22 protein-coding genes are annotated in these 22,192 nt (G+C 74.1%); 7 read left to right on the top strand and 15 right to left on the bottom strand.

Features of this window, described 5'->3' with window-relative positions:
• Nucleotides 1–19: 19 nt before the first annotated feature.
• Both ACZ4W5_RS12330 and ACZ4W5_RS12325 read right to left on the bottom strand, forming a co-directional pair.
• Nucleotides 20–1,057 (bottom strand): DUF2332 domain-containing protein, encoded by a 1,038-nt coding sequence (locus ACZ4W5_RS12330; RefSeq protein ID WP_465654095.1) that lies wholly within the window; start codon nucleotides 1,055–1,057, stop codon nucleotides 20–22.
• A gap of 179 nt (nucleotides 1,058–1,236) precedes the next feature.
• Nucleotides 1,237–2,127 carry a LysR family transcriptional regulator gene (locus tag ACZ4W5_RS12325; RefSeq protein WP_360237443.1) on the bottom strand — a complete coding sequence of 297 codons (891 nt, stop codon included), beginning with the start codon at nucleotides 2,125–2,127 and terminating at the stop codon, nucleotides 1,237–1,239.
• 160 nt (nucleotides 2,128–2,287) lie between these two features.
• On the opposite strand from ACZ4W5_RS12325, the gene ACZ4W5_RS12320 reads away from it, so the two are divergent.
• Together ACZ4W5_RS12320 and ACZ4W5_RS12315 are read left to right on the top strand one after the other, a co-directional pair.
• Nucleotides 2,288–3,226, top strand: a complete 939-nt coding sequence (locus ACZ4W5_RS12320; RefSeq protein ID WP_465654132.1) for a DMT family transporter — start codon at nucleotides 2,288–2,290, stop codon at nucleotides 3,224–3,226.
• 7 nt (nucleotides 3,227–3,233) lie between these two features.
• Nucleotides 3,234–4,664, top strand: a complete 1,431-nt coding sequence (locus tag ACZ4W5_RS12315) for an MFS transporter (protein ID WP_465654094.1) — start codon at nucleotides 3,234–3,236, stop codon at nucleotides 4,662–4,664.
• Here the strand turns inward: ACZ4W5_RS12315 and ACZ4W5_RS12310 are convergent.
• The 4 genes from ACZ4W5_RS12310 to ACZ4W5_RS12295 all read right to left on the bottom strand — a co-directional run bounded on the left by ACZ4W5_RS12310 (nucleotide 4,579) and on the right by ACZ4W5_RS12295 (nucleotide 7,284).
• Nucleotides 4,579–4,959: a hypothetical protein gene (locus ACZ4W5_RS12310; RefSeq protein WP_360237317.1), complete on the bottom strand. Its 381-nt coding sequence runs from the start codon at nucleotides 4,957–4,959 to the stop codon at nucleotides 4,579–4,581. The genes ACZ4W5_RS12315 and ACZ4W5_RS12310 overlap by 86 nt on opposite strands.
• Before the next feature lie 54 nt (nucleotides 4,960–5,013).
• Entirely contained in the window at nucleotides 5,014–6,165 is a 1,152-nt protein-coding gene (locus ACZ4W5_RS12305; RefSeq protein WP_360237319.1) for an SUKH-4 family immunity protein, read from the bottom strand.
• 248 nt (nucleotides 6,166–6,413) lie between these two features.
• On the bottom strand, nucleotides 6,414–6,809 hold the full coding sequence (locus ACZ4W5_RS12300) for an MmcQ/YjbR family DNA-binding protein (protein ID WP_360237321.1): 396 nt from the start codon (nucleotides 6,807–6,809) through the stop codon (nucleotides 6,414–6,416).
• A 151-nt stretch (nucleotides 6,810–6,960) separates the two neighbouring features.
• Nucleotides 6,961–7,284 (bottom strand): VOC family protein, encoded by a 324-nt coding sequence (locus ACZ4W5_RS12295; protein ID WP_360237324.1) that lies wholly within the window; start codon nucleotides 7,282–7,284, stop codon nucleotides 6,961–6,963.
• A gap of 231 nt (nucleotides 7,285–7,515) precedes the next feature.
• Here ACZ4W5_RS12295 and ACZ4W5_RS12290 point away from each other — a divergent pair, with 231 nt between their 5' ends.
• Nucleotides 7,516–7,842, top strand: coding sequence for a TfoX/Sxy family protein (locus ACZ4W5_RS12290; RefSeq protein WP_360237326.1), 327 nt, complete (start codon nucleotides 7,516–7,518; stop codon nucleotides 7,840–7,842).
• Between the two features lie 60 nt (nucleotides 7,843–7,902).
• On the opposite strand, the gene ACZ4W5_RS12285 is transcribed toward ACZ4W5_RS12290, so the two are convergent.
• The 4 genes from ACZ4W5_RS12285 to ACZ4W5_RS12270 form a co-directional block, all read right to left on the bottom strand.
• Nucleotides 7,903–8,493 (bottom strand): DinB family protein, encoded by a 591-nt coding sequence (locus tag ACZ4W5_RS12285; RefSeq protein WP_465654093.1) that lies wholly within the window; start codon nucleotides 8,491–8,493, stop codon nucleotides 7,903–7,905.
• A gap of 98 nt (nucleotides 8,494–8,591) precedes the next feature.
• Entirely contained in the window at nucleotides 8,592–9,164 is a 573-nt protein-coding gene (locus tag ACZ4W5_RS12280; RefSeq protein WP_360237330.1) for a dihydrofolate reductase family protein, read from the bottom strand.
• A 116-nt stretch (nucleotides 9,165–9,280) separates the two neighbouring features.
• The gene (locus ACZ4W5_RS12275) at nucleotides 9,281–10,018 is read right to left on the bottom strand and encodes an SRPBCC family protein (protein ID WP_465654092.1); all 738 of its coding nucleotides are present in this window, start codon (nucleotides 10,016–10,018) and stop codon (nucleotides 9,281–9,283) included.
• Nucleotides 10,015–10,692: an ArsR/SmtB family transcription factor gene (locus tag ACZ4W5_RS12270; RefSeq protein WP_465654091.1), complete on the bottom strand. Its 678-nt coding sequence runs from the start codon at nucleotides 10,690–10,692 to the stop codon at nucleotides 10,015–10,017. Before ACZ4W5_RS12270 ends, ACZ4W5_RS12275 begins: the two co-directional genes overlap by 4 nt.
• Nucleotides 10,693–10,860: 168 nt before the next feature.
• Here ACZ4W5_RS12270 and ACZ4W5_RS12265 point away from each other — a divergent pair, with 168 nt between their 5' ends.
• The 3 genes from ACZ4W5_RS12265 to ACZ4W5_RS12255 all read left to right on the top strand — a co-directional run bounded on the left by ACZ4W5_RS12265 (nucleotide 10,861) and on the right by ACZ4W5_RS12255 (nucleotide 16,779).
• On the top strand, nucleotides 10,861–11,709 hold the full coding sequence (locus tag ACZ4W5_RS12265; RefSeq protein WP_465654090.1) for a hypothetical protein: 849 nt from the start codon (nucleotides 10,861–10,863) through the stop codon (nucleotides 11,707–11,709).
• Nucleotide 11,710: 1 nt separating this feature from the next.
• Nucleotides 11,711–13,423, top strand: coding sequence for a DNA polymerase Y family protein (locus ACZ4W5_RS12260; protein WP_465654089.1), 1,713 nt, complete (start codon nucleotides 11,711–11,713; stop codon nucleotides 13,421–13,423).
• Between the two features lie 77 nt (nucleotides 13,424–13,500).
• On the top strand, nucleotides 13,501–16,779 hold the full coding sequence (locus ACZ4W5_RS12255) for an error-prone DNA polymerase (RefSeq protein ID WP_465654088.1): 3,279 nt from the start codon (nucleotides 13,501–13,503) through the stop codon (nucleotides 16,777–16,779).
• Between the two features lie 35 nt (nucleotides 16,780–16,814).
• On the opposite strand, the gene ACZ4W5_RS12250 is transcribed toward ACZ4W5_RS12255, so the two are convergent.
• Complete coding sequence (locus ACZ4W5_RS12250) at nucleotides 16,815–17,372, bottom strand: Uma2 family endonuclease (RefSeq protein ID WP_465654087.1); 558 nt, start codon at nucleotides 17,370–17,372, stop codon at nucleotides 16,815–16,817.
• A 65-nt stretch (nucleotides 17,373–17,437) separates the two neighbouring features.
• Nucleotides 17,438–18,271: a TIGR03084 family metal-binding protein gene (locus tag ACZ4W5_RS12245; protein ID WP_465654086.1), complete on the bottom strand. Its 834-nt coding sequence runs from the start codon at nucleotides 18,269–18,271 to the stop codon at nucleotides 17,438–17,440.
• Nucleotides 18,272–18,431: 160 nt separating this feature from the next.
• Between ACZ4W5_RS12245 and ACZ4W5_RS12240 the strand changes: the two genes are divergently transcribed.
• On the top strand, nucleotides 18,432–19,262 hold the full coding sequence (locus ACZ4W5_RS12240; RefSeq protein ID WP_465654085.1) for a helix-turn-helix transcriptional regulator: 831 nt from the start codon (nucleotides 18,432–18,434) through the stop codon (nucleotides 19,260–19,262).
• 9 nt (nucleotides 19,263–19,271) lie between these two features.
• On the opposite strand, the gene ACZ4W5_RS12235 is transcribed toward ACZ4W5_RS12240, so the two are convergent.
• The 3 genes from ACZ4W5_RS12235 to ACZ4W5_RS12225 form a co-directional block, all read right to left on the bottom strand.
• Nucleotides 19,272–20,807, bottom strand: a complete 1,536-nt coding sequence (locus tag ACZ4W5_RS12235) for an AMP-binding protein (RefSeq protein WP_465654084.1) — start codon at nucleotides 20,805–20,807, stop codon at nucleotides 19,272–19,274.
• A 51-nt stretch (nucleotides 20,808–20,858) separates the two neighbouring features.
• A complete protein-coding gene (locus tag ACZ4W5_RS12230) occupies nucleotides 20,859–21,224 on the bottom strand; it encodes a MerR family transcriptional regulator (RefSeq protein ID WP_360237350.1) in 366 nt (121 codons plus the stop codon).
• A gap of 67 nt (nucleotides 21,225–21,291) precedes the next feature.
• Nucleotides 21,292–22,062 carry an SDR family NAD(P)-dependent oxidoreductase gene (locus tag ACZ4W5_RS12225; RefSeq protein WP_465654083.1) on the bottom strand — a complete coding sequence of 257 codons (771 nt, stop codon included), beginning with the start codon at nucleotides 22,060–22,062 and terminating at the stop codon, nucleotides 21,292–21,294.
• Nucleotides 22,063–22,192: the final 130 nt, after the last annotated feature.

Genomic DNA, 22,192 nt, shown 5'->3' with positions numbered 1-22,192 from the left:
CGCGTGCGACGGCACCGGTTCACGCCCCGGCGAACCACTCCAGGCTCTGCCCGTGCGGCCCCGTGAAGGCGACCGGCCGCTCGTCCAGGGCGAGCGCGAACAGCCCGGAGCCGGCGGGGACCGGGCGGGGGAGTCGCTCCGCGACGGTCGGCAGGACGGAGACCGCCTCGTTGGAGATCCAGTGAGCAGGCAGCTCGCGCATGGTCGCCGCGAACTCCTCCCGTGCCTCCGGCGACAGGTAGGCGAGCACCGCGCTGTGGAACACCACCGGCGTCGAACCCGCCGGGGCCTGCGCCACCAACTCCCGTACGGTCGCGTTCAGATCGCCACGCACCAGCAGCGGCGGTTCGGCCCGGGCGACCTGGACGGCGCCGCGCAACCGCTCCAGCCGGTGGGTCTGCTCCGGCCACACCAGGGACTCCAGCCAGCGCATGTCCTCCTCGGACCGGACGTCCAGCGGATTGAGGTCGATTCCGGCGCGCCACACCACCTCGGGCAGCCGCTTCCGCAGGGCGTCCAGCTGGGGCACCGGCCCGCTCACCGCGCAGTCCAGCGTCACCGGGCTGCCAGCCGCGCCGAATTCCTCAGCTGAATCGGCCGCACTGTTGGCATCGACGGCACCATCGGTACCGGTACCAGCCATGTACCGGTATCGATACCGGTACCGGTCGGGATACAGGCAGAGTCCGGCCGAGGCGCCCACCTCGATCAACGCCAGCGGCTGCGGCAGCGAGGCCAGCAGTGGCAGCAGGGTGGCGCAGCGGCCCGCCTCGTTGGTCTGGGTCCGCCGCTCCAGCATCGTCGCCGAGACCTCGGCCCACCGCTCCACCGTCCAGGCGCGGAAGGCCGGCCAGTCCTCCGTCACCGGTCCGCCGAGGTGCCGCACCGCGCCGAACAGCAGGTTCGGCTGCCGCTTGGCGTCCGGCAGTTCGTCCAGCAGGCCGAGCAACTCCGCATCGCCGGCCGTCCGTTCGGCCAGCTCCTGGTACATCGCCGAGTTGCCGCGCGCCTCCCGTTCCGCGAATGCCCGGTAGACGTCCCCCGTGACGCTGTCCATGGCCCGTACTCCCTTTCCCCGCCCCGATCGTGGCGCAGCCTCGGCCGAGCCCCTGCCCTCCGCCGTGCGGGCGCTGTCGCGCCGTGACGTCGTGACGCCGTCGCGCCGGAGCACGAGCCTACTGACCTGCGCCGCACGCCCGATCACCCCCCCCGCGACCCGCACCACCCCCGCACCACCTACACCGTCTGCATCGCCGACGCCGGAGCTGCCACCGATCGGAGTGCCGCCACCAGTGCCCCGAGCACCGGCTGCCCCCAGGCGCTCTCCCGTACGGCGGCGTGCAGGGTCCGTACCGGCTCCGGGCCGCGCACCCGGCAGACCGTGACGCCCGGGTGGCGCTGTGTCAGTCCCAGTTCCGGAAGCAGTGACACTCCCAGCCCCGCTGCGACGAAGCCCTGGGCGGTGACGTAGTCCGCGCCGTCCACCGCGAGTGCCGGACGGAAGCCGGCCGCGTCGCAGGCCTCCTCCACCAGGCTCCGACAGGGGCCGGGCGGCTCGGCGCCGACCCAGGGCTCGTCCGCCAGCTCGGACAGGTCCAGCACGCGCCGTCCGGCCAGCCGGTGCCCCCGGGGCAGCACGGCGCGGTACGGATCGTCCTGCAAGTGCACCAACCGCACGCCGGTCGGGGCCTCCTCGGACCGGAACACCACCGCGAGGTCGGCCCGGCCGTCCCGTACCTCGATGAGCGGGTCGACGGGGTCGGTCAGGCCCAGGTCGAGCCGTACGCCCGGGTACTCGCGGCGGAAGACGGCCAGCGCGGGTGCCACCAGGGCGGAGCCGGCCGTGGTGAAGTAACGGACGGTCAGGCAGCCGGTGCGTCCGGCCCGCAGGTCGGCCAGCGCCGCACCCGCCTCGGCGACCTGCCGGTCGATGGCTGCCGCGTGCCCGGCCAGCAGCAGCCCGGCGGCGGTCGGCCGCACGCCCCGCCCGATCCGTTCCAGCAGTGCCGTCCCGGTCTCCCGTTCCAGCGTTGACACCTGCTGGCTGACGGCGGACGGGGTGTAGCCGAGGGCGTCGGCGGCCGCGCTCACCGAGCCGTGGTCGACCACGGCGCGCAGCACCTGCATCCGGCGGACGTCGAGTGAGGCATTCATACAGCGCAGCTTAAAGGTGGTTCAGAACTTTTCGCTTGTGCTAAGTGATCACCGCGCGCGACCGTCATCGGGCACCCCGACACCCGAAACCCGACCGACACCACCACCGACAAGGAGCTGGACCGTGCTGCGGATGGCCGTCCTCGCACTGCTCTGGGGCTCAGGCTTCCTCTGGATCAGGCTCGCGCTGCAACACGGGCTCACCCCGGTGCAGATCACCGTGCTGCGCGCCGCCCTCGGCGCCGCCGTCCTGCTGCTGCTCGCCCGCTCCGCCGGGCAACGCCTGCCGCGCGGCGGCGCGCTCTGGCGGCGGCTCGCCGTGGCCGCGTTCTTCTGCAACGCGCTGCCGTTCCTGCTGACCGCCTACGGCGAACGCAGCGTCGGCTCCGGCCTGGCCGGGGTGCTGCACGCGACCACCCCGCTCTGGTCGGTGCTGATCGGCCTTGCCCTCGGGACGGAGCGGGCCCGGGGGCCATTGCGCCTCGCCGGGCTGCTGCTCGGCTTCGTCGGCGTGCTGCTGATCCTCGCCCCGTGGCAGGACGGCAGCGGAAGCGGCGGCACCGGCGGGGGCATCAGCATCCCCGGGGCGCTCACCCTGCTCGGCGCGGCGGCGAGTTACGCCATCGCCTTCGCCTACATGGCCCGAGCATTCGCCGGGACGGCCACCGCCCCGCTCGCCCTCTCCGCCGCCCAGCTCTCCGCCGCCGCCGGGCTGAGCACGATCGCCCTGCCCACGGTCGGCCCGCTGAACCCGCTCGCCGACGCCGATCCGCTCGGCCTGGCCGCCGTCACCGTCCTCGGCATCGCCTGCACCGGGCTGACCTTCCACCTCAACTACCGCCTGATCGCCACCGAGGGCCCGACCGGCGCCGCCACTGTCGGCTACCTGCTGCCGGTCGTGTCCACCGTGCTCGGCGCCCTGGTCCTCGGCGAGCAGCTGACCGTACGGGCGGTGGCAGGGATGGCCGTCGTCCTCGCCGGGGTGTTCCTCGCGAAGCGCCGGCCGAAGCCCACCCCCGCCCCAGCGCCGACGGACCCCGCCCCCGTATCGACCGCCCCCGCACATGACTGAACGGACCATGCGCCCCGACTCCCTCTGGCGGATCCCCGACTTCCGCACCCTCTTCACCGCCACCGCCCTCACCCAACTCGGCACCAACGTCGGCTACGTCGCCGTCCCCCTGGTCGCCGTCGAGGCCCTCGACGCGGGCCCCGGCCAGGCCGGTCTGCTCGCCACCCTGAGTACCCTCGCCTTCCTGCTCATCGGCCTGCCCGCCGGTGCCTGGGTCGACCGGATGCACCACCGTCGCGTCCTGATCGTGGCCGACCTGGTGAAGGCCGCGCTCTACGCCTCCGTCCCGCTGGTCTGGTGGCTCGGCGGGCTGACCCTCGGGCAGCTGTACGCGGTCGCGCTGCTCACCGGCGCTGCCACGGTCTTCTTCGACGTCGGCTCGCAGAGCGTGCTGCCCGGGCTGGTCGGCCGCGAGCACCTGGTGGACGCGAACTCCGCCGTGGTCGGGTTGATGGCGGTCAGCAATGTCGCCGGACGCGGCGCGGGCGGGCTGCTGGTCCAACTGCTCACCGCGCCACTGGCGATCGCCGTGACCGCGCTCAGCCACCTCGGCTCCGCCCTGCGACTGACCGCCCTGCGACCGACCGCCCTGCGCCGCACCCCCGCCGATGACGTCCCCGTCCACCCCGACACCCCCACCCCCACCCCCGGTCTCGGCGCGCAGATCGCCGAGGGTCTGAGGCACGTCCTCGGCAACCCGGAGCTGCGGGCCCTGGCCGCCACCGCCTCCCTCAACAACCTCGGTTCGCAACTGGTCAACACCCTGCTCCCGGTGCTGTTCGTCCGTGAACTGAACCTCCCCGCTTGGGCGTTGGGCCTGTTCTGGGCGGTCGGCGGGGTCGGCATCCTGCTCGGTTCGCGCTGCGCCCGCCCGGTCTCCGCCCGGCTCGGCGACGGTCGCACCCTCGCCCTGGCCGGCCTGTGCCTGGCGCCCGCCGGACTGCTGGTGCCGATGATCGGTGGCGGGCCGTGGCTGCTCCTGGCCGGGACGGGCTGGCTGCTGGTCTCGCTCAAGACCGGCATGGACAACGTGCTCGGGGTGAGTCTGCGTCAGCGGATGACCGCGGACCACCTGCTCGGCCGGATGAACGCCACCTTCCGCTTCCTGCTCTTCGGCGCGCTCGCGATCGGCTCCGCGCTATCCGGGCTGCTCGGCGAACTCCTCGGCCTGCGCACCACGCTCTGGCTCGGCGGGACCGTCCTCGCGACGGCCTTCCTGCCGGTCTACCTGTCCCCGCTGCGCACCCGCCGCCGACCGTCCGCAGCACTGGTGAGCACAGCCACCAACGCCCCAACCAGCCCGGCCCCCACCAGCCCGGCCCCCACCGGTACAGCCCCCACCAGCCCCGCCCCTACCAGCCCGCCCCGGTACCGTGCCCCGGTTGCCAGTCCAGCCCCGGGTCCGGACACGGACGGACGGTGTGCACCAGCGCGATGACTGACCAGACCACCACGGTCAGCAGCGCGTAGAACAGCAGCAGCGCCCAGAACGGCGTGGTGGACAGGCTCCCGTCCTCGAACCGGCACCAGGCGTCCGGCGGGAGCCAGGAGGCACCCGTCTCCAGCAGCCGACCGCCGCCCGACACCAGGCCGCGCTCGCAGCGCTCCCCGTAGCCCAGCGACCGCACGTACAGCAGGGCGTACAGCGCGCCCGCCGAGGCGAGGGAGAGGCCGGCGCCGATGCCGAGGAGCACCGCCCGTCTTCGCCCGGCCGCCGTACGGATGTTCGTCACCGGGGCAGCGTACCGGCGCGGCGGCACAGGCCGAGGAAGGAGCGCCCCCGGTGTTCAGCCGAGCAGCCCGCCCAGGTGTCCGTCCTCCGCGAGCAGCCGCCAGGACCGCCCGGGCGAGGCGAAGGCCTCCGGATCGACGCCCTCGACCAGCCGGTCCACCACGGTGCTCAGCAGCGACTGCGGGTCGAACACCGCCCAGGTGTCCCGGCCCCGGCCGTGCTCCCAGCGCTCCCACTCGGCGCGCAGCCGCTCGTACGTCCACAGGGCGTAGAGCAGGGCGGTCAGGTCGCGGTTGAGGTACGCCTCGGGCTGCCCGTCGTCGTACCAGTCGGGCAGTTCGAGCCGCCCGGTGGCGCCGTCCAGGGCGATGGTGAGGTCGGACGGCCAGTCCCCGAGCGCGAGGTAGTCCCGCTGGTACGGGCGTTCCTCCTCGCCGTCGAAGTACTCGGGGTACGCCTCCGCCATGGTGACCAGCGGCTCCTCGCACACCCCGAACATCGCGCCGCCGAGCGGCAGTCCGACCTCGGTCAGCAGTCGGCGGGTCGGCTCGTGGGTGAGGGCGGCGGGCAGCGCCTCCGGCCGGAACCGGTGCACCCGGCCCGCCCCGCCCTCCTCGTCGGTCAGTGCCGCGAGCTCGGTGACCAGTTCGGTGCCGACCCGGTACGCGGGGCCGCCCGGGCCGCCGGGCAGCGCGCCCCAGCCCAGGGCGCGGACCAGCAGGGCCGTGCCCCAGTGTGCGGGCGTGGCGTCGTGCCCGAACAGCCCGGGGTCGATCTCCCGCATCCGCCGCTCGGCGCCGACCGTCACCTCGGCCACCACGGCGGGCCCGCGCCGTCCGTCCAGCGCCTCCGGGCGCCGGGCCGCCTCGCCCACGGCCTCCACCTCCCGCACCAGCGCGGCCAGCGCGGGCAGGTCGGAGGCCAGCCGGTCCCGTCGGGGGCCGCCGTTGCCGAGGAGCACCTCGCCGGTGGTCCCGTCCAGCAGCACCAGGTCGCCGACGGGGGCGAAGGGGGTGCAGTAGTCCGTCTCCCCGAGGACGAAGAGCCGCTCGGGCCCGGCGGTCGGGAGGGCCTTCAGCGAGCCGCCGCCGAGCACCCGGAAGTCCAGGAACGCCCCGGCCGCCGGCAGCCCCTCCCGCACCAGGAACTCCCGGCTCCCCCCGTGCACCACGCCACCCGGCACCCCGGCCACCCGCACCCACTCCACGTGCCCCGCCCTTCCCCGTTCCGCCCCCTGTCCCACCCGACCCTAGCGGGCCGACCCGACAGCGCAGCCGCCCCTCCGGACCCGCCCCTCCGGACCCGCCAGTCCACACCTGCCTGGACGCCGCCGTCGCCCGACTCCGCGCCCGACTCCGCGCCGAGGGCCACGACATCAAGAACGAGGACGCCACCCGCCTCTCCCCGTTCAAGGACCGGCAGGCACGTCAACTTCCTGGGCCGCTACCTACCGTCCTACGGACGACGATGGGCCTGATCGCGGTGGAGCCTGCGCAGCCGGTCGCGTGGGGTGCGGGGCAGGCCGTCCACTACGCACTGCCAGGAGTGACTGATCATTTCGGCGATCTCCTCGTCGGGGACCGTGCCGTCCAGGTGCACGGTGATCCAGTGCCACCGCGGGCCCTGGTACCCGTACCCGGGGCGTACCGCGGGGTGCTGCTCGTACAGGTGCAGGGCGAGGGCGGCTTCGCACTTCATGCTCAGCCGGTCGGGCTGGGAGGTGTTGGCCGCTGCCAGGGTGGCGAAGATCTTGCCGCCGGTCTTGTAGACGGGCCGGTGCGGGCCCCAGGGCTCTTCCTCACTGACCTCGGGCAGGTCCAGGGCGTATGCCGCGACCTCGTCGGGATTCATTCGGTGTCGTCTTTCGTGCGCGGGTGGGGCAGGTCGCCCGTCGGGACCCGGCCAGGTGCTCCCGTGGGGCGATGCCCCCGGGCCGAGGGGGAGCGCGATCGGCCGGTCCCTCGCCGGACCACGCTCCGAGCCAGGGCGTCCTGAGCCCGGGTCAGGCGTATTTGCCGAGGTCGCTGGCCTGGAGGGCGGCTTGGTCGTTGATGCCGATGACGTAGCCGTCCGGGTCGCGGAAGTAGAAGATGCGCTGGCCGGTGTGGTCGGTGTCGGTGTCCTTGACGATCTCGGCGTGCTGAGCGATGTGGTCGTGCACGCCGTCGAAGTCGTCCACGCCGAGGTAGAACATGCCGGCGAAGCCGATGGGGGTGTCGGCCAGGCTGGGCAGCCAGTTCTTCAGGTCGGCGTTGCTGTAGAGCATGGCGCAGAATCCGCCCCGGTAGAGCAGCATGTGGATGTCGTCGCCGGGGCGTGCGTGCACTCCGGGGGCCGCCGTCCTGGTGAGAGCAGCCGCTGCGAGCGGCTGGGGCCGTCAGCGGGTGCGGCTGGTGCGGCTGGTGCGGAAGGGGTGGCGGGAGGGGTCGAGCAGGACGGTCCCGCGGTTTCGCCCTCCGAAAAGACCGTAATGGCCATATAGGACAGTTAATGTCCTATATGGCTCATGGTGGGGTTGCGCGGGCAGGGGCCGTGGCGCGTGGGTAGCGTCAGGGCCATGGCGTATGACGAGGTGCTGGCGGAGCGGATCCGGGAGCTGCTGGAGGAGGACAGCGAGGTCGTCGCGAAGAAGATGTTCGGCGGACTCGTCTTCACAGTGCGGGGAAACACGGCGGTCGGCGTGGTCGGCGACGAACTGCTGGTACGAGTCGCCCCGGACGACACCCCACAGGCCCTCGCCCAGCCCGGCGCGCGGCCCTTCGAGGTCCGCGGCCGGATCTCGAAGGGCTGGGTCATCGTGGCGGGAGAAGTCCTCGACGACCACGTCCTGGACGACTGGCTGCAACTGGGGCAGAGGGCCGCTGCCGCACTTCCGCCGAAGTGACCCCCTCCGTCCCCGACGCGAGTTCCGGGAGGTGAGCCGGTTCCGCTTCCGCCCCGGGGCTCAGGCGAGTCCGCCCGCCTCGCGGGCCGCCTGCTCCACCCGGTCGTGGTGGGCCCGCCACCACGAAGCGTCGCCGGGGGCCGTGTTGGCGCCGTCGGAGCGCTGGCCGGTGGCGCCGTCGACGAGTTCACGGACCAGGTCGGCGTGGCCGACGTGCCGGTGGGTCTCGGCGATCAGGTGGACGAGTACCCGGTGCAGGGTCTGCTGCGGGCGGTCGCCGAACGGGAGTCGGCCGACGGCGTCCAGCGGCAGCGCCTCGATGGTGGCGTCCGAGTGCGCCCAGACCCGGCGGTAGCGCCCGACGATCTCCTCGGTGCTCTCCTCGGCCCGGGCCCACAGGTCGCCGTTCGGCTCGTCGGTGCCGATGATCCACAGCGGGGTCGGTTCGGGGAAGGGGCGCCCGAAGGTCTCGCCGAGGTACAGCGCCTCGGCTCCGGTGACGTGCTTGACCAGCCCCAGGAGGTTGGTACCGGTGGGCGTGAGCGGTCGCCGGAGGTCGTACTCGGAGAGGCCGTCCAGCTTCCACAACAGGGCGTCGCGGGCGTCCTGGACGTAGATCCGCAGGTCGTTCTTGTCGTTGTTCGCCGTCATGGGATCAGTCTGTTGACCGCCGGGAACCTGTCCATCGGTTTACCCCGGCGGTCCGCGACGGGCGCGGGCCCCGGGGACGCGCTGGGCGGGAACGCCGGTCAGCGCACGACGTCGAAGATCTGCTTCTGCAGGCCGTTGCCGTAGACCTGGTGCTCGACCAGCTCCAGCTTCTGGGCGTCCTTGTCCGTGGCGCTGAACAGGCGCTTGCCCGCGCCGAGCAGCAGCGGGTAGACGAGCAGGTGGTAGCGGTCGATCAGGCCGGCGTCCGAGAGGCTGTGGTTCAGGGCGGCGCTGCCGTGCAGGATGATCGGCCCGCCCTCGGTCTCCTTGAGGGCGGCGACCTGGTCGACCGAGCGCAGGATGGTGGTCTCGCCCCAGTTCGACACCAGGTCGTCCTCGGTGAGGGTGGTGGAGACGACGTACTTCGGCAGCGTCTTGTAGCGGGCGAACTCCGGCATGTCCGGCCAGACCGGGCTGAACGCCTGGTAGCTGACCCGGCCCAGCAGCATCGCGGTGGCCTCCTCCTGCTCCCGCCCCTTGATCTCGTAGGCCTCGGGGAGGAACTCGACGTCCTTGAAGGTCCATCCGGAGTTCCGGTAGCCGGGTTCGCCGCCGGGGGCCTCGACGACGCCGTCGAGCGAGATGAAGGCGGAGCTGATCAGGGTGCGCATGGGTGGTTCCTCGGTTCTCGTGGGTCTGCAGTCTCGTGGGTCTGCGGTTCTCGTGGCTCTGCGGATGCGATGACGGGCGGTGCGTGCGCGTCGGTCGGGCGAGGGTCAGGCGCGGGTCAGGCGAGGAGCCCGGCCAGCCACCGCTGCCAGGCGGCTTCGGCCCCGTCCATCGCGGGCCCGAAGAGGTGGTGGAACATCAGCACCGTTCCCGCGCCGTGGTGGAAGGTGAGGAGCCCGTCGGCGGTGCGGAGTTCGAAGCGTTCGTCGTCCGCCCAGACCACCTCCCCGTCCAGTGCGGGCAGTCCGGCCGGTTCGGCGTGGGTCCGGGCACCCACGGTGACCGGCAGCGGCAGTGACAGTGCGTCGGCGAGGAGGCTGCGGACCTCCGGGTCCGGGCGCCCGCCTCCGGGCGCCGCGGCGAAGACCGGGGTGCCGGTGCTGCCGGGGAAGTGGGTGAGGTACTCGCGGAGCGTGTGCAGGTGGAACGGCCAGCCGCGGCGCAGCGCGTCGTACTCGTCCTGCCAGTCGTCGCCGAGCAGGCCGCTGTGGACGACGCGGAGCACGGTGCTGCCGCCGTCCCGGCCCTCGATCAGGTACTCGAAGGCCATGAACCGGCCGTCCTCGGCGGTGGCCGTGCGGGTGGCCAGGCGCTTGCCGGGCTCGTGGGCGGTGACCACCGCCTCCGTGCGGTGGCCGCCGATCTCCATGCCGGCGGTTCCGCCCTCGCGCGGGTCGAGTTCGTTGCGACCCATGAACCAGGAGTCGAGGCCCGGTCCGGTGGCGATGGCCTCCCAGACCTGTTCCGGGCTCGCCGGGAGGGTCGTCTCCAGCTCGATCTCGAAGGGGTGGGTCACGTCCGGTTCTCCTGGTCGTCTTCGGGCTGCGGCCGGTCGCCTTCGGGCTGGGATCGGTCGCCTTCGGGCTGCGGTCGGTCGTGTTCGGGCTTGGGCGCCGAGGGGATCTGGTGGAGTCCGACGACCACCCGGTGGCTGCGGCCCCCGGGGGCGGACTCGTCGTGGTAGCGGCTGACCAGGGTGGCCACGGCGAGGGACAGTTCCTCGGCGAAGGCCGTCCGGTCGGCGGCGGAGGCGAACCGCACCTGGGCGTCGATGCCGAAGGTGGCGACCCGCCGCCCGGCCCGGGAGGCGCCGGTGAGCAGGGCCCCGACCTCCTGCACCAGCCGGGAGCCCAGGGCGAGCAGCCAGCGGGCGGAGAGCTGGTCGGGGGAGCGGGAGGGGTCGGGGCTCACGGCGGCCAGGACGCTGGGGGAGATCACGTAGGAGGCGGCGGTGGCGCGGTACACCCGTTCGGTGACGTTGCCCTTGCGTCGTTCCTCGGCGAGTTCGACGAGTCCGTGCCGTTCCAGTTCTTTCAGGTGGTAGTTGACCTTCTGTCGGGGCAGCTCCAGCCGGGTGGCCAGCATGGCGGCCGAGCCGGGCTCGGCGAGGGCGGCGAGGATCCGGGACCGGATCGGGTCCAGGGAGGCCTCGGCCGCGGCGGGTTCTTCGATCACGGCGACGTCCAGCACTCCTCCAGCATCCGACCGACAAAAAAATTTGTCAAGGAAAAAAGGGTTGTCGGTCAGCCGAAAGGGCCAAGGGGGCTCCGGCATTCGGCGCATCCGACACGGAGTGTGACGAATGAGGGCGGTGGGGTGGACTTGAATCTTTGCGAACGGATGTTCGATCCTGGGGCTGTGTCCGTTTTCGAACCTGCTTTCGAATCCGCCGCCGAGCAGCCCGAACGCCCCGTGCTGCGGCCGGTGGCGCTCCCGGCTGCCGCGCCCGCCTCCGAGGCGGGGCGGGCGGCCGGGCGAACTGATGGGCAGGCGGACGGGCAGGCGGCCGGGCACGGACTGGTACCGGTGGTGCCCGCCCTGCGCGAGGTGCTGCCGGACGGCGGACTGCGGCGCGGGACGGCGGTGTCGGTGGCGGGCGGGGACGCCGGACTGCTGCTCGCGCTGGCCGCCGGGGTCCGGGAGACCGGGGGCGGCTGGGCGGCCGCGATCGGGCTGCCGGACCTGGGCCTCGCCGCCGCCGAGGGGTACGGGCTGGACCTGCGCCGCCTGCTGGTCGCCGACGACCCGGGGCGGCACTGGCCCGAGGTGGTGTCGGTGCTGGCCGGCGCGGTCGAACTGATCATGCTGCGCCCGGACGGCCCGGTGCCCCCGAAGCTGGCCGCCCGCCTGGCCGCCGTGCTGCGGCGCAGCGGCTGCGTGCTGCTGGTGGCCGGCCCGTGGCCGGGGGCGGCGCTGCGGCTGGGGGTGCGGTCCAGGCGCTGGTTCGGGCTGGGGGACGGCTACGGGCAGCTCGCCGGGCGTCAGGTGGAGGTGGTGGCCGAGGGGCGCGGCTCGGCGGTGCGCGGCCGGACGGCCCGGCTCTGGCTGCCGGACGAGCACGGCGCGGTGCGCCCGGTCCGGGAGCAGGCGCAGCCCCTCGCCGTTCCCCCGGGCCCCGTGGCCGTGCCCGCCGCCCTGCCCGCCGTAGCCGTGCCCGCCCTGCCCGCCGCACCCGAGGCGGCCCCGCTCGTGGCGGCGGTGGTGTGACATGCCGACGACGTCCGACGGCGACCGGACCCCCAGGGTCCTGGTGGTCTGGTGCCCGGACTGGCCGGTGGTGGCCGTCACCGGTGACGACCCGGTGGCCGTGACGGAGGCCGGACGGATCCTCGCCTGCTCGGCGGGTGCCCGGGCCGCCGGGGTGCGGCAGGGGCAACGGCTCAAGCTGGCCCAGCGGCTCTGCCCGGAACTGGAACTGCGCGACCGCGACCCGGAGGCGGAGACCCGCCGCTTCGAGCCGGTGGTCGCGGCGGTGGAGGCGTTCACGCCCCGGGTGGAGGTGATCCGCCCGGGCCTGTGCGCCATCCCGGTGAAGGGTCCGGGCCGCTACTTCGGCGGCGAGGAGGCGCTCGCGACCCTGGTCGGCGCGGCGGTGGCGGACGCCCTCGGGCGACCGCCCGTCCCGGACGCCGTCCCCGGCGCGGTGGCGGTGCCCGCCATGCCCGCCACCACCCCAGGCCCACCCGCCGGATCCACCGAACCTGCCGAAGCCGCTGGATCCATCGAACGCACCACCGAACCGATCGAGCCCACCACCCCGACCGCCCCCCACGCCCGGATCGGCGTCGCCGACGGCCTGTTCGCCGCCGTGCTCGCCGCCCGCGCCGGGGTGCTGGTGCCCGCCGGCCGTACGGCGGAGTTCCTCGCCCCCTACCCGGTGGCCGCGCTGGGCGACGAGGCGCTGGCCGAGCTGCTGGGGCGGCTCGGCCTGCCCACCGTCGGGGCCTTCGCCGGGCTGCCGCCCGAGGCGGTCGCGGACCGCTTCGGCCCGACCGGGACGGTCGCGCACCGGCTGGCCCGCGGCCTGCAGCCGCGCCCGCTGGTGCCGCGCGACGAGGAGCCGGACCTCGCCGTCGAGCAGCGCTTCGACCCGCCGGAGCGGTCGGCCGAGCCGCTGGTGTTCGTCGCCCGCACGCTGGCCGAGCAGCTGCACCGGCGGCTGGCCGGGGCCGGGCTGACCTGCCGCCGGGTGGCGGTCGAGGTGGCCTGCGCGGACGGTCGGACGGCCTCCCGGCTGTGGCGGCACGAGGGCCGGCTGTCCGCGACGGCGCTGGCCGAACGGGTCCGCTGGCAGCTCCAGGCCTGGCAGGGCATGGGCACCTTCGCCGCCGGCCACGGCGATCGAGAGGGCTTCGCCCTGCTCCGCCTCGCCCCCGACGGCCTCTCCCCGGACCAGGGCCGCCAACTCGCCCTGTGGGGCCAGGCCGTCGCGGACGACCGGGTGGAGCGCGCGGTGGCCCGGGTGCAGTCGGTGCTCGGGCACGCCGGGCTGCGCCGGATCGAACCGGCCGGCGGTCGCGGCCCGGGCGAGCAGCAGGTCCGGGTGCCGTGGGGCGAGCCGTACGAGGCGGCAGCCGCGGCGGAGGCGCCCTGGCCGGGGCGGCTGGCGGAGCGGTCGGCGGACCTCTGGCCGGCCGTGGTGCTGCGCGAGCCGGCGCCGGTACGGGTGCTGGACGAGGCCGGCCGGCCGGTCACGGTGGACGGCCGGGCGGGGGTGTCGGGTCGGCCGGCCCTGGTCGTGACCCGGGGCGGCGAGGAGCGGGTGGCGGCCTGGACCGGGCCCTGGCCGGCGGTCGAGTACTGGTGGGACCAGTCGCTCGCCCGCCGCCGGGCGCGGTTCCAGGTGGTGGTGGACGGCGGTCGGGCGCTGCTGCTCACCGTGGAGGGGGGTGCGTGGTACCTGGAGGCCGGCTACGACTAGCGGCCCGAAGGCCCGAAGGCCCGTGGCAGGGGGGGCAAGGGGGCAGGACCAGTACGAGAACGACGAAGGCAACCCCGATGGGCTTCACCAGCCACCCCACCGTCCCGTGGAGCGAACTGCACCGCCGGCTGACCGGCGCCGCGCCGGACCGCACGGTCGTCCCGCTGCGCCGCCCCGCCGAGGAAGCCCGCGCCGAACAAGCCCGCGCCAAGGAAGCCCCCACCGCGGAACCCCCCACCGAGGAACCCCCTGCCGTAAAGCCCGGAGGCCCAGCCCCCGCCGAACCCTGGGCCGAACTGCACGTCCACTCCGCTTTCAGCTTCCTGGACGGCGCCAGCGACCCGGAGGACCTGGTCGCCGAGGCGGCCCGGCTGGGCGTGGAGACCCTGGCGATCACCGACCACGATGGCCTGTACGGAGCGGTCCGGCTCGCCGAGGCGGCCCGGGGAACGGGCGTGGCCACCGTGTTCGGCGCCGAGCTGACGATCAGTCACAAGAGTGCCACCGAACACCTGTTGGTCCTCGCCCGCGACCCGGCCGGCTACCGCCGCCTCTCCGCCGCGATCGCCGCCGCCCAACTGGCCGGCGGCGCCAAGGGCCGCCCGGCGTACGACTTCGCCGCGCTCGCCGAGGCGCACGACGGCCACTGGGCGGTGCTCACCGGCTGCCGCCTCGGCCGGGTCCCGGCGGCCCTCGCGACCGGCGGGGCGGAGCGGCGACTGCGCACCCTCACCGAGGCGTTCGGCCGCGAGAACGTGTACGTCGAGCTGATCGACCAGTGGCTGCCCGGCGACGACCGGCGCAACGACGCCCTCGCCGCGCTCGCCGGAGAACTGCGACTGCCCGTCGTCGCCTCCACCAACGCCCACCACGCCGGCCCCGCCCAGGGCCGGCTCGCCCAGAGCCTGGCCGCCCTGCACGAGCGCCGCACGCTCCAGGAGGCGGCCGGCTGGACCAGGGCCTCCGGCACCGCGCACCTGCGCTCGGGCCGGGAGATGGCCGCCCGGCTGGCCCGCTTCCCCGGCGTGCGGCAGGCCACCGCCGAACTCGGCCGGGCCTGCGCCTTCGACTTCACCAAGCTGGACCCGGAACTGCCCGGCTACCCCGTCCCCGAGGGGGAGACCGAGATCGGCCACCTGCGCGCCCTGGTCGCGGCCGGCGGCCCGGCCCGCTTCGGCCCCGGCAACGCCGCCGCCCGCCGCCAGCTCGCCAAGGAACTCGACGTGATCGAGGACCTCGACCTGGCCGGCTACTTCCTGATCGTGCACGACATCGTGGACTTCTGCCGGAGCCAGGACATCTGGTGCCAGGGCCGCGGCTCGGCCGCCAACTCGGCGGTCTGCTACGCCCTCGGGATCACCGCCGTCGACCCGATCCACTACAAGCTGCTGTTCGAGCGCTTCCTGTCCACCGCCCGGGACGGCCCGCCCGACATCGACCTGGACATCGAGAACCGCCGCCGCGAGGAGGTCATCCAGTACGTCTACCGCCGCTACGGGCGCGAGCACGCCGCTCAGGTCGCCAACGTGATCACCTACCGGCCCCGGTTGGCGATCCGCGACGCCGCCCGGGTGCTCGGCTACCCGCAGGGGCAGGTGGACGCCTTCAGCCGGCAGACCGACTTCCGCTCCGCCCCCGGCGAGGACGCCGTCATCCCCGCCGACGTGCTCTCGCTCGCCGCCCAACTCCACGGCCTGCCACGCCACCTGGGCATCCACTCGGGCGGCATGGTGCTCACCAAGGAGCCGATCGGGGAGATCTGCCCGACCGAGTGGGCGCGGATGCCCGGGCGTTCCGTCCTCCAGTGGGACAAGGAGTCCACCGCGGGCGCCGGGCTGGTGAAGATCGACCTGCTCGGCCTCGGGATGCTCGCCGCGCTGCACGACGCCTGCGACCTGATCGAGCAGCACCACGGCCTGCGCTACGACCTGGCGACCATCCCGGGCGACGACCCGGGCGTGTACGCGATGCTGCGCCGCGCCGACACCGTGGGCGTCTTCCAGGTCGAGTCCCGGGCGCAGATGGCCACCCTGCCCCGGCTCAAGCCGGACCACTTCTACGACCTGGTGGTCGAGGTCGCGCTGATCCGCCCCGGCCCGATCCAGGGCGGCTCCGTCCACCCGTACCTGCGCCGCCGCGCCGGGGTGGAGCCGCCCGGCTGCCCGCACCCGCTGATGGAGAACGCCCTCGGCAAGACCCTCGGGGTGCCGCTGTTCCAGGAGCAGATGATGCAACTCGCCATCGACTGCGCCGGGTTCACGCCCGCCGAGGCCGACCGGCTGCGCCAGGCGATGGGCGCCAAGCGCTCGCACGAGCGGGTCGCCCGGCTGCGCGACCGGCTGCTCACCGGGATGGCCGAGCGCGGCATCCCGCCCGAGGTCGCCGAGGACGTCTACGGCAAGATCGAGGCCTTCTCCAACTACGGCTTCCCGGAGTCGCACGCGATCAGCTTCGCCTACCTGGTGTACGCCAGCGCCTGGCTCAAGTACCACTTCCCGGCGGCCTTCACCTGCGCCCTGCTGGCCAACCAGCCGATGGGCTTCTACTCGCCGCTCAGCCTGGTCGCGGACGTCCGCCGGCACGGCGTACGGGTGCGCGGAGTGGACGTCAACGCCAGCGGGCCGCGCCCCACCCTGGAGCCGTACCGGGGCCCGACCCCCGCGCCGCCGCTGACCGCCGGCCGTCCCCAACCGGCCATCCGGCTCGGCCTGGAGACGGTGCGCGGCATCGGCACCCCGCAGGCCGAGCTGATCGCGACCGGGCAGCCGTACGCCGACCTGGAGGACTTCGCCCGCCGCACCGGCCTGCCCGCGCCCGTTCTGGAGGCGCTGGCGACGGCCGGGGCCTTCGACTGCTTCGGGCTGACGAGGCGTCAGGCGCTGTGGGCAGCGGGCGCGTTCGCCGGGATCTCGGCCGAACTGCTCCCCGGCACCACGCCCGGCACCGAGGCACCGGAACTGCCCGGGATGAGCCCGGTCGAGGAGACCATCGCCGACCTGTGGGCCACCGGCACCTCCGCCACCAGCCACCCGCTCCAGCACCTGCGCGCCCACCTGGACCGCGGCGGCGCGCTCAGCGCCGCCCAACTCCCGGACGTGCCACCGGGAACGGCCGTGGTGGTCGGCGGCCTGGTCACCCACCGTCAGCGCCCGCCGACGGCCGGCGGGGTGCTCTTCCTCAGCCTGGAGGACGAGACCGGCCTGATCAACGTGATCTGCAACCGCCCGGTCTGGGAGTCCCAGCGCCGCACCGCCCTGGACCGGGCGGGCCTGCTGGTGCACGGCCACATCGAACGCGACCGCGGTGCCACCAACCTGATCGCCACCCGCCTCACCCCGCTGCGGATCGGCCTGTGAGGCCTCGGACACGTCCCAGGTCCGCCCGGTCGTGCTCAGTCCGGGTAGCGCACCAGCCCGCTCAGGTCCAGGTCGAAGTCGAACGGCTCGGGAATGCGCATGCTGTCCCCGAACTTCCGGTCGTGCCGCACGTGGTAGCGGTCGTGGTTCGGTTCGGAGAACAGCGTGACCGTGCCCTCCCGCGGATCGATGATCAGGTAGAGCGGGACGCGCATCACCGCGTAGTCGCGGAGCTTGTCCACCCAGTCGTTCCCCGCGTTGGAGGGCGACACCACCTCGACCGCGATGAGGGCTTCCTCGGCGGGAGTGGTGTTGCCTTCCCGAGTGAAGGAGGCGATCGGAAGATAGGTCAGATCGGGGGAGCGCTCCTTCGTCACGTCGAGGGTGGTCAGCGCACTGTTGCCGCTGAAACCGTAGTCGTCCGGGACGCGGCGCTCGAACTGCCGCTGGACGAGTCCGAGGTTCAACTGGTGAATGTTGGGTGGAGTCGTCTGCATGACCAACATGTCGCCGGACCATTCGACCCGGACGCCTTCGGGGGCCGTGCGCAGCACCTCCTCGACGAAGTCGCGGTGCCGCTCGTAGAAGCTCATGGTGCCTGCTCCGGTCTGTGCGTTCGGCCGCCTCGCAGTCTATGCGCGAAACCACCCCGGGCCGTTCAGGCGCCGGGGGCCGGCTGCCGCCCCTTGCCGGGAGGGCCGGCGAAGGCCTGGGCGATCGGCAGCCAGATGGTGGCGATCGGGCCGGTGGCGGTCAGGGCGAGGTCGTCGCGGTGGCGGCGCTGGGTGACCAGGAGGCAGAAGTCCAGGGCGGGACCGGTCACCACGTCCATCGCGTCCGTGGGGCCGAAGGCCCACGAACCCCCGTCGGGCGCGGTCAGTTCGAGCCGCACCGGGCGCTCCGGGGCGGGCAGGCCGTGCGCCGCGAAGGCGAAGCCGAGGGTGCGCAGGCCCAGGTGGGCGATGTGCCGCAGCCGGTCGGTGGGTTCCCGGGTCGCGCCCAGCGCGTCCGCGACGTCCTGGCCGTGCGCCCAGGTCTCCATCAGCCGGGCGGTGGCCATCGAGGCGGGCTTCATCGGCGGGCCGAACCAGGGCAGCCGGACGTGGGCGGGGGCGGCGGCCAGGGCGGCCTGCACCTGCGCCCGGCCGGCCCGCCAGCGGGCGAGCAGGGCGGCTGGTTCGGCGGCCGCGCCCTCCCGGGCACCCTCCTCGACCGGATCGGCGCCGGCGGCCAGCAGCTGGGTGAAGCGGCCGCCGAGCGAGGCGGTGAAGTTCTCCGGGTCGCGGGCGGCCAGTGCCGTCCAGTCGTCGGTCCAGGCCAGGTGGGCGATCTGGTGCGCGACCGTCCAGCCCTCGGCCGGGGTGGGCGCAGCCCAGTCCGCGGCCGACAGTCCGGCCACCAGCGCGTCCAGGACGGCGCTCTCGGCCCGCAGGTCGGCCAGCAGGCCGTGCAGGACGTCGCCCGCGGCGCCCGGGGTGTTCGGGTCGGTCATCGGTTCTTTCCTCCGGTCCGGGCGGTTACCACTCGTCCACTACTCGTCGGTAGCCCCGCGGCGGCACCCTACGCCCCGACCGGCGTCGGCGCCCGCCACTCCACGGAACACGCACGTCAGGACTCTCGCCTCCGCTCGCACCGCGTGTGACAATTCCGCGATGACCAGGGCTGCGGACCCCCTCACCGCCGTGCCGGACGGCGCCCCCGACCACCCCTCCCACCCCTCTCACCCCTCCCACCCCGAGTACGCCGGCCGTCCGGAGCACCCCGACGACCCCGAACTCGCCGCCCGCGCCGCCGAGCTGGTGCGCCGCGCGGTGCTCGGTGACCTCGCCCGCCGGGTGGTGGCCGAGTGCGGCGCCGACGTCGGCCTGGTCGGCGTGCCCGAGCCGCTGCCCGGCAGCCGCCCCGGCAGCGCGGGCATGGTGCTGCGCCACTGGGCCGGCACCCGGGCGGACCTGCTGCACGACGTGCCGGTCCCGGCCGGTCTCGGCCTCGGCGGCCGGGCGCTCGCCGAGCGCGCGCCCACCTGGGTGTCCGACTACCGTGCGGCCACGACCATCTCGCACCAGTACGACGCGGCCGTGGCCGCCGACGACCTGTACGCGATGCTCACCGTCCCGCTGCTGGACGGCGACACCGTGCACGGCGTGGTGTACGCCTCGCTGCGCACCGTCGTCCCGTTCGGGGACGTCCGGATCTCCGCCGTCGGCCGGCTGGCGGCGACGGCCGCCCGGGCGCTCGCCGGGGCGGCGGCCTGGAACCGTACGAAGCCCGAACCGGTGGCGCCCGCACGGCCGTTGACCCGGCGCGAGCACGAGGTGCTGCGCTGGGCGGCGACCGGCCGGACCAACCCGGAGATCGCCGCCCACCTGGGCCTGACCTGCAACACCGTGACCGGCTACCTCAAGTCCGCGATGCACAAGCTCGGCGTCCGCAACCGGACCGAACTCGCCCTGGCGGCCCGCGCCTCGGGCCTCGTCGGCTGAGGGCGGACGTCAGTTGACCTGGCGCTCCCGCCCGCTCCAGTACGGCTCGCGGAGCCGGAACTTCTGCAGCTTCCCGGTGGCCGTGCGCGGCAGCTCGGCCCGGAACTCCACCGAGGTGGGCGACTTGTAGCCGGCCAGCCGCTGCTTGCAGTGCGCGATCAACTCCGCCTCGGTGACGGCCGCCCGGTCCTCCCGGAGCACCACCAGGGCCTTCACCGTCTCGCCCCACTTCTCGTGCGGCACCCCGATCACCGCGACCTCGGCCACCGCCGGGTGGCCGTACAGGCAGTCCTCCACCTCGATCGAGGAGACGTTCTCCCCACCGCTGATGATGACGTCCTTCTTCCGGTCCGAGATGGACAGTTGGCCGTCGGTGAGGGTGCCGCCGTCGCCGGTGTGGAACCACTCGTCCCGCAGCGCCTCGGCGGTCGCCTCCGGCTGCCGCCAGTACCCGTCCAGCACGGTGTTGGAGCGCACCAGCACCTCGCCCTGGGCGTCGACCCGCAGCTGGGTGCCGAGCGCGGGGGCGCCGGCCTGCACCAGCTTCTCGGCCCGTTCGGCGGCCGGCAGGGTGTCCCACTCGGCACGCGAGCGGTTGACCGTGACGATCGGCGCGGTCTCGGTCAGGCCGTAGAGCTGCATGAACTCCCAGCCCAGCTGCTCCTCGACCTGCTGTACCACCGAGGTCGGCGGCGGGGCGCCGGCCACGATCATCCGCACCCTGTCCCGGCCGGGCACCGGGCCGTCCCAGTCGGCGGCCGCGTCCAGCACCATCTGCACCACGGCGGGCGCGCCGGACAGGAAGGTCACCCCGTGCCGCTCGACCCGGCGCAGGATCTCGGCGCCGTCCACCTTGCGCAGCACGATGTGCCGGGCGCCGAGTCCGGTGAGCGAGAACGGCAGGCCCCAGCCGTTGGCGTGGAACATCGGCAGGGTGTGCAGGTACACGTCCCGGTCGTTCGCGCCGTAGTGCAGGCCCATCAGCGTCGCGTTCAGCCACACGTTGCGGTGGGTGAGCTGAACGCCCTTGGGGCGGGCGGTGGTTCCGCTGGTGTAGTTGATGGTCGCGGTGTCGTTCTCGGAAACGGCGTACCGGCGGGGCGCGTTGTCGAAGTCGTACAGCAGCGCGTCACTGTCCGCGCCGAGCACGAACTTGTGCTCGGCCACCACCCCGTGCAGGGCGTCGGCGAGTTCGGGGTCGACCAGCAGCACGGAGGCGCCGCTCTGCTCGACGATGTACGCGACCTCCTCGGCCCGCAGCCGGAAGTTGACCGGCACCAGTACCCGGCCGTACCCGCTCACCCCGAAGAAGGAGGTGAGCAGCCGGGCCGAGTTGTGCGAGACGATCGCGACCCGTTCGCCCGGGCCGACGCCGAGCCGGTCCAGCCCGGCGGCCTGGGCCCGGGCGAGTTCGGCGACCCGTCGGTAGCTCAGCTCGCCCCAGGATTCGGCCGGTTGCACCGGCTCGTCGACGATGCCGACCCGGTCGCCGTAGACCAGCTCGGCGCGGTCGAGGAAGTCCATCGCGGAGAGTGGAATCTGCATGCGCCCACTGTGCTATCCCGCGCGCCCGCTGCACACCCCCGATCGGGGGTGTCACCCGTTCGAACGCAGCCGCTCGGCCGTCGTCAGCGCCGCGAGCAGCCGGTCCCGGGCCTCGGTCTGGGCGGCGATCCGGCGTTCCAGCGCGGCCAGCCGCTCCCGGACGATCTCCAGCACCTGCTCGGACGGCGGGCGGGACAGCACGTCCCCGTCCAGGCAGCCGAGCAGGGGCCGGAGGTCCTCCATGGTGAGCCCGGCGGCGACCAGGGCGCGGATGTTGCGGACCCGCGGGACGGCCGAATCCCGGTACTCCCGGTAGCCGTTGGCCGCCCGCTCGGAGTCGATCAGCCCGGCCTGCTCGTAGTGCCGCAGCGCCCGGGCGGTACTGCCCGTCCGCCGTGCCAGTTCACCGATCCGCACCGCCGCCCCGCCCCGTTCCTGCTCCGCCGCATCCCTGTTGCGCCGCGTCCGTCCCTGGTCCGTCCGGTCAGGCCACCAGCGCGCCCCCGTCGACGGACAACACTACGCCGGTCACGAACGAGGCCTGCGGCGAGGCGAGTCGGGTGATCGCCCAGGCCACCTCGGCGGGTCGGCCGATCCGGCCGAGCGGGGTGATCCCCAACTGCCACTCGCGGATCGCCGCCGACTGCTCGGGGCTGAACCCGGAGTGCTCGCCGATCGGGGTGTCGATCGCCCCGGGCGCCACCGCGACCACCCGGATCCCGCGCGGAGCCAGTTCCACCGCCCAGCTGCGGGTGATCGTCTCCAGCGCCGCCTTGCCCGCCGCGTACACCGAGTTGGTCGGCCAACCGCGCTGCCCGACGGCCGTGCTGACGTTGACCACCACGCCCCGGGTGGCGGCCAGGGCGGGCACCGCGGCCTGCCCGAGCAGCACCGGGGCGACCAGGTTGGTGGCCAGCAGCGCTTCGATCCCGGGCCGGTCGAAGTCGCCCAGGGCCTGCCCGCTCCGCACGATGCCGGCGTTGTTCACCAGCACGTCGAGCCGCCCGTACCGCTCCAGGGCCGTTCCGACGATGGTCTCCGCGGCGTCCGCTCCGGTGACGTCGGCGACCAGCGGCTCGATCAGGCCCGGGTGCGCCTGCGCCGTCTCCGCCAGCGGCCCGGGGCGCCGCCCGACCGCCACCACCCGGGCGCCCTCGGCCGCGAAGGCCCGCGCGGTCTCCCGCCCGATCCCCGTCCCGGCCCCGGTGACCACCACGACCCGACCCGCTCCGGCTGCTTCGTTCGCTTCGCTCATGGGGGAAGTCTCCGACCCTGCCGCCAGCGTCAGGGTCAAGCCGCAACCGTCGAGCAGCAACCGTCGAGCACCGGCTGTTCGTCCGTCAGGAAGATCGCGACGCGGTTCCGAACCCACGGGGAGAGCACCC

Source organism: Kitasatospora sp. NPDC029367, from assembly GCF_055569135.1.
The sequence above is the reverse complement of the archived record's forward strand: the minus strand, read 5'-3'. Positions and strand labels throughout refer to the sequence as shown.